Below are 6370 nucleotides of genomic sequence, written 5' to 3'. Positions count from 1 at the left end.
GTGCCGGACCGCCGCTCGTCCGCCGGAGCCCGCGCGGGCTCGGCGGAGGTGTGCCGCGCGGCCGGGGCCGTCGGGTCCGTGGTCCGCGCCGGGGCGGCCCGCGTGCTCTGCACGCGCAGGCAGCGGCGGACCGCCTCGGGGTCGAGTCCTTCGTTGCACGCCTGGTGGAGCAGGCGCGCGAACAAGTAGTCGGGATCCGCGCCCAATGCCATGGCCAACGCCTCGCGCGCCTCCAGTTCGTCACCTGTGGACCAGGCGACCCAGCCCGCCAGGGTGAGCGGTGCGGCGGCGTGCTCGCCGTAGGGTCCGACGCAGCGGCGGGCCAGGGCGCGCCAGAGCCGGAGTGCCGGGCCTGCCGTGTCCCCCTCCATCCAGGCGGCGGCCCGGTCACGGGTCGTGCGGTCCTGGAGCCCGAGGATCAGGGTCGCCGCCTCGTCCGCCGTGAGCAGGCCGTCGTCGCGTACGTCCGCCGGGTGGGTGCCGGAGACCGGTGCCGCCGCGGCGAAACGGTGGATGATCAGCTCGGCGAGACCGAGGGTCTCCTCGGCCACGCCCTGGCGGGTCGCCTCGTCCAGGATGCGGGGCACCAGGCTCATGCCCGCCGCGTCGAGGGCGATCTCCTGCTCCAGCGCCGCCGTGGTCTCCCAGGGCCGCAGCCTGGCGTGCAGTTCCCTGAGCGTGCCGCGCACCTGGATGCCGGCGTAGGTGGCCGCCGCGGCGAGCACCGAGGTGCCGGGGAGGCCCATCGGCGAGCCGTCCTCGGGGCAGCAGCCCTTGACCGGGCAGCAGTACGACCAGAAGCGCCCGTCCGAGACGCAGAGGGCTTCGATCACCGGTACGTCGAGGCTGCCGCACTCGATCCGCATCAGGTGGGCCAGCCTCTCCAGCCGCCGTTTGACATCCCGGCCCGACTCCCCGGGGCCCGGTTCCTGGCAGACGTAGGCCACCATGCCCTCGGGCCGGGTGCCGCGCCGCTCGCTGCCGGTCACCAGCCCGCGGGCCAGCTGCCGGGCGGCGGCCTCCCAGTCCTCCTCGTTCGCGGGGATGCCGAGCCGGGCGCGGCCGCCGAACCTGCCGCGGCCTCCGCGGTCGTGCAGGGCGACCAGCACCATGCTGTCCTCGGGGCGGTAGCCCAGCAGGTAGGGCAGGGCGTCGGCCAGCTCGGCCGGGGTGCGCAGAGTGACCTGGGTGGCGTGGTCGGCCGGTGCCGTCGCCGGGTCCTGCCCGGAGAGGCCGTTGTTCTCGGAGGGTCCGGCGGTGTCGCTGTGATTCGTCATGCGCCGACGATCTCGCGGATCGCGAGATTCCGGTTGGGCCTGTGGATAAGTCGGAGCAGGGACACGACAAGGACGTCGGCGTTGTCCACAGCCCTGGCCCGGGCCCGGCCGATTGTCGGTCCCGTCCTGTTGTATGGAACCCATGGAGCACACGAGCAACGCGGATCTCCGGGCCGAGGCCGACACCGTCCTCGCCCGGCTCGTCGGGGATGCCACGGGCGCGGCCCGGCTGCGCGAGGACCAGTGGCGGGCGATCGAGGCGCTGGTCGCCGACCGGCGCCGGGCCCTGGTCGTACAGCGCACGGGCTGGGGCAAGTCCGCGGTGTACTTCGTGGCGACCTCGCTGCTTAGGGCCAGAGGCAGCGGACCGACGGTGATCGTCTCCCCGCTGCTCGCGCTCATGCGCAACCAGGTGGAGGCCGCGGGCCGGGCCGGTATCCACGCCCGGACCATCAACTCCGCCAACACCGAGGAGTGGGAGACCGTCGAGGCCGAGATCGCGGCGGGCGACGTGGACGTCCTGCTCGTCTCGCCGGAGCGGCTGAACAACCCCGACTTCCGTGACCAGGTGCTGCCCAAGCTGTCCGCGGCCACCGGCCTGCTGGTCGTGGACGAGGCCCACTGCATCTCCGACTGGGGGCACGACTTCCGCCCCGACTACCGGCGGCTGCGCACCATGCTCGGCGACCTCCCGCCCGGCGTCCCCGTGCTGGCCACGACGGCCACGGCCAACGCGCGCGTCACCGCGGACGTCGCCGAGCAGCTCGGCACGGGCGGCACCTCCGACGCGCTGGTGCTGCGCGGGCCGCTGGACCGGGAGAGTCTGAGCCTCGGCGTGCTGCGACTGCCGGACGCCGCGCACCGGATGGCCTGGCTCGCCGACCATCTCGACGACCTGCCGGGCTCCGGCATCGTCTACACCCTCACCGTCGCCGCCGCCGAGGAGGTGACCGCCTTCCTGCGGCAGCGCGGGCACGCCGTCGCCTCGTACACCGGCAAGACGGAGAACGCCGACCGGCAGCAGGCCGAGGACGACCTGATCGCCAACCGCGTCAAGGCCCTGGTCGCCACCTCCGCGCTCGGCATGGGCTTCGACAAGCCGGACCTCGGCTTCGTCGTCCACCTCGGCTCGCCCTCCTCCCCCATCTCCTACTACCAGCAGGTCGGCAGGGCCGGCCGTGGCGTCGACCACGCCGAGGTGCTGCTGCTGCCGGGCAAGGAGGACGAGGCCATCTGGGAGTACTTCGCCTCGCTCGCCTTCCCCTCGGAGGACCTGGTCCGGCGCACCCTCGACGTCCTCGGCCGGGCGGACCGCCCCCTGTCGCTGCCCGCCCTGGAACCGCTGGTCGAGCTGCGCCGCTCACGCCTGGAGACCATGCTGAAGGTCCTCGACGTGGACGGAGCCGTGCACCGGGTCAAGGGCGGCTGGACCGCCACCGGCCGGCCGTGGTCGTACGACGCCGAGCGCTACGCGTGGGTGGCGCGGCAGCGTGCGGCCGAACAGCAGGCGATGCGCGAGTACGCGACGACGACCGAGTGCCGGATGGAGTTCCTCCAGCGCCAGCTGGACGACGAGGGCGCCAAGCCCTGTGGCCGCTGCGACAACTGCGCGGAGCCGCGCTTCACCTCCGGCCTGTCCACGGCGGCCCTGGACGCCGCCCGGAGCGACCTGGGCCGGGCCGGGGTGGAGGTGGAGCCCCGGCGCATGTGGCCGACCGGGCTCCCGGCCATCGGCATCGATCTCAAGGGACGCATCCCGGCCGGGGAGCAGGCCTCGCCGGGGCGGGCCCTGGGGCGGCTGTCGGACATCGGCTGGGGCAACCGGCTGCGTCCGCTGCTCGCGCCCCAGGCGTCGGACGCCGCGGTGCCGGACGACGTGGCACGAGCCGTGGTGGACGTGCTGGCCGACTGGGCCCGCGGTCCCGGGGGCTGGGCCTCCGGCGCGTCCGACGCCCCCGCCCGGCCGGTGGGCGTGGTCACCGTGGCCTCCCGCAGCCGGCCCCGGCTGATCCACTCCCTGGGCGCACGGATCGCCGAGATCGGCAGGCTCCCGTTGCTCGGTTCGGTGGAGTACGCCGGTGAGGCGCCCCGGTCGCCACGCAGCAACAGCGCGCAGCGGCTGAAGGCACTCGACGGCGCGTTGACGGTGCCGCCCGCCCTGGCGTCGGCGCTCACCGAGGCCGCCGGTCCGGTGCTGCTGGTCGACGACTTCACGGAGACGGGCTGGACCCTGGCGGTCGCGGCACGTCTGCTCCGCGGATCCGGAGCGCGGGGTGTGCTGCCACTCGTCCTCGCCGTCCAGGGCTGAGCCAGGCGTCCTCGCTGGTCCGCGCCGTCCGGCGGGATGTCCGCGCACGCGTTTGCGGCGGCCCGCCGGACGCCGGGCCGCCGCCGCAGGCGTCATGGGCGGAGCTTTGGGTAGGGATATAAGCCACGCACCACCAGATAACAGTCGGTGGTCCCAATTGCTCGTTGCCGCATCCAAGTTCGACAGGAAGAATTGAAGTCCGCTACCCGCACGGCTCGTCCCCGCTCCGGCTGGGTTCCGCTGCGGTGCGCGCTCCCCGAATCCGACCTCGCCCGCAGTCTGGGCGCGTAGCCGAAGGGAGGAATGTGACCTTCGGATTCGCATCGTCCTCGGCGGCCCCGTTGTCGACGTCCGCGTCCGCCGCCTCCGCCAGTCGCCTGCTGGAGCCCGCGGAATGGGCCGCCGCCGGAATCCCCCTGCTGCGCAACCCCCGTGAGGTCGTCAGCGGACTGCACTCCCGTCACCACCCGAAGCCGCTCACCGCGATCGTGGCGGTTCTCGACCCGGACGAACGGCTCCGGGCGAGCGCCTCGTTCACGCGCCGCACGGCCCCGGCCGACGGCTGGCTGTTCCGCAACGCCCTGCTGGCCCAGCTGCGCCGGGTGATCCCGCACGATCTGCGCCGCCGCACCCCCGTACGCACGGCCGTTCTGCTCTACTGCCGTGAGGGCGACGCGCGTTGGACCGAGGAGGACGGCGCCTGGATGTGGGGGCTGCGCGATGCCTGCACCTTGCACGGGCTGCGCTGCGGCGCGTACATCACGCTGACGCACGACGGCTGGCAGGTGCTCGGCGAGGGCCGCGGCGGACGTCGGCCGAACGCCCACTCGGTCCCGGAGCCCTTCGCCACGTCGGAGGCCCCGCCGCTCGCGCCGCGCACCGGCGGCCCGGTCTCGGAGGTGCTGCGCCGGGCAGCGGCTCGCTGATCAGCACGGCGCGGGCGGTGTACCGGCTCGTGCCTCCGGCCGGGAGAACGGATACGACACCGCGGGACGGTGTGTGAGGACCGGACCGACGCGCACCGCGCACGGCACCCGGCGGCATCGGCGGGCTCACGCACCACGACCGGCGGACCCGCGGGACCGCTCCCGGGCGCCCCGGCGGCGGCCGACCGGGCGTCCGGGGCCGCACCGGCCCGGCGCGCTGTCCGGACCGGTACGCACCGCTGTGACACGGCGGATCAGCTGTCCGCCACGGACTCCCACCACGCCGACGGGGCTGCCCCCAAAGGGCGGACCCGCCGACGCCACGGCCACGGCCGGTCGTCCGGGCATGCCGAAAGCCGCACCGTGCGGATCCCGCCGAAACGGCACCCTCGGCACCACGGTCTCCCGAGGTGCCGGACGCGACTCAGACGCCGGCGCCCAGCACCGAGTTGATCTGCTGCGGGTCGCCGCAGACGATCAGCAGCGAGTCGGCACGGGCGTGGGCCAGCGGAAGGGCGGTGGCAGCGACGGAGGCGGGACCTCCGTTGACGGCCACGACGACCACCGGTCGGGACGCGGCACGCGAGGCGGCGCCGGCATCCGCGTAGAAGACGTCGTCACCGGCATCGTGCTGCGCCCAGTAGGACGCTTCACCGAAGGAGAGTTCGTGTTCGGCCCACGGATGCTGGGCACCCGTAGTGAACACAAGGACGTCGCCGGGGGCACGGCCCGCGTCCAGCAGCAAGTCCACCGCCTCCTCGGCGGCGTCGAGCGCACCCTCGGCCGAGGCCGGGATCAACTGGATCTGCGGACCCGCCACGGCGGCGGGAGCAGCCGGGCCGGAGGGGCCGGGCTGGACCGGAGCCACCTCACGCGGCGTGCGCTGCACCGGCGGCGTGGGCCGCACAGGGCCGGGACGACCGGGGCGGGACGGAGCCGCGGGACGGGGGCCGGGTACGGGGCGAGGGGTCGGCGCGGTACGGCCACTGGCCGGAGTGGCGCGGGGACCCTGGGCACTCTCGTGAATCTGAGGCTCCTCGGGAATGAGAGGCATGAGCTGATATTTATCAAACATTGGTGCGGCGCGGATGACCGGGTGGCACATCAGTGCGATCGGAACCGTCAGAAATCGAAGCCGAGCTGGCCCTCGATTTTCGGAACGCTTCCTTCCGCCCAGCTGCGGACCTTCTTGAGGTGCCGCCACTGGGGCAACGCATCAAGATACGCCCACGACAAACGGTGGTGCGGGGTGGGCCCCCGCTCCTCCAGTGCGGCCTTGTGCACGGGCGACGGATACCCGGCATTGTCCGCGAATCCGAAGTCTGCATGGTCGGTGCCCAGTTCGGCCATCATTTTGTCGCGCTGAACCTTGGCGATCACCGATGCCGCCGCGACAGCCACACACGACCGATCGCCCTTGATCACCGTGCGTACCCGCCAGGGGGCACCGAGGTAGTCGTGCTTCCCGTCGAGGATCACGGCGTCGGGGCGGACCGGCAGCGCGTCCAGGGCGCGGACCGCGGCGAGCCGCAGCGCGGCCGTCATCCCCCGGTCGTCGATCTCCTCGGGGGAAGCATGCCCCAGCGCGTAGGCCGTCACCCATGACCGGAGGGTCTCGGCGAGTTCCGTGCGCCGCCTGACCGTCAGCAGCTTGGAGTCGGTCAGTCCCTCGGGCGGGCGGCGGAGTCCGGTGATCGCCGCGCAGACCGTGACGGGACCGGCCCAGGCTCCGCGTCCCACCTCGTCGACACCGGCAATGACCTTCGCTCCGGTCGTGGCGCGCAGGGAGCGCTCGACGGTATGAGTAGGTGGTTCGTACGGCATGGCGCCCTTAGCGTACGCCGCCGGGATCGCCGCGC

The 6370-nt window shown here is 73.6% G+C and carries 5 protein-coding genes; 2 read left to right on the top strand and 3 right to left on the bottom strand.

Annotation, left to right across the window (positions count from 1 at the left end):
* Nucleotides 1-1277: DUF4192 domain-containing protein (locus IF37_RS0132295; protein WP_037857530.1), on the bottom strand; the 1277-nt coding region annotated here is incomplete at its 3' end.
* A 142-nt stretch (nucleotides 1278-1419) separates the two neighbouring features.
* Here IF37_RS0132295 and IF37_RS0132290 point away from each other — a divergent pair.
* Together IF37_RS0132290 and IF37_RS0132285 are read left to right on the top strand one after the other, a co-directional pair.
* Nucleotides 1420-3585, top strand: coding sequence for a RecQ family ATP-dependent DNA helicase (locus tag IF37_RS0132290; RefSeq protein ID WP_030750782.1), 2166 nt, complete (start codon nucleotides 1420-1422; stop codon nucleotides 3583-3585).
* Nucleotides 3586-3890: 305 nt separating this feature from the next.
* Nucleotides 3891-4511: a hypothetical protein gene (locus IF37_RS0132285; protein WP_030750779.1), complete on the top strand. Its 621-nt coding sequence runs from the start codon at nucleotides 3891-3893 to the stop codon at nucleotides 4509-4511.
* 424 nt (nucleotides 4512-4935) lie between these two features.
* On the opposite strand, the gene IF37_RS0132280 is transcribed toward IF37_RS0132285, so the two are convergent.
* Both IF37_RS0132280 and IF37_RS0132275 read right to left on the bottom strand, forming a co-directional pair.
* Nucleotides 4936-5565, bottom strand: a complete 630-nt coding sequence (locus IF37_RS0132280) for a hypothetical protein (protein ID WP_079165987.1) — start codon at nucleotides 5563-5565, stop codon at nucleotides 4936-4938.
* A gap of 68 nt (nucleotides 5566-5633) precedes the next feature.
* Nucleotides 5634-6335 carry a ribonuclease HII gene (locus IF37_RS0132275; protein ID WP_030750773.1) on the bottom strand — a complete coding sequence of 234 codons (702 nt, stop codon included), beginning with the start codon at nucleotides 6333-6335 and terminating at the stop codon, nucleotides 5634-5636.
* Between the last annotated feature and the right edge of the window lie 35 nt (nucleotides 6336-6370).

The organism is Streptomyces sp. NRRL S-31, from assembly GCF_000718775.1.
GTDB lineage: Bacteria > Actinomycetota > Actinomycetes > Streptomycetales > Streptomycetaceae > Streptomyces.
This window is presented reverse-complemented; position numbering and strand designations above follow the sequence as displayed.

Excerpts from the sequence above, each read along its gene's own strand:
- IF37_RS0132280 (WP_079165987.1), bottom strand. The coding sequence starts at position 5,565 with ATGCCTCTCATTCCCGAGGAGCCTCAGATTCACGAGAGTGCCCAGGGT.
- IF37_RS0132290 (WP_030750782.1), top strand. The coding sequence starts at position 1,420 with ATGGAGCACACGAGCAACGCGGATCTCCGGGCCGAGGCCGACACCGTC.
- IF37_RS0132275 (WP_030750773.1), bottom strand. The coding sequence starts at position 6,335 with ATGCCGTACGAACCACCTACTCATACCGTCGAGCGCTCCCTGCGCGCC.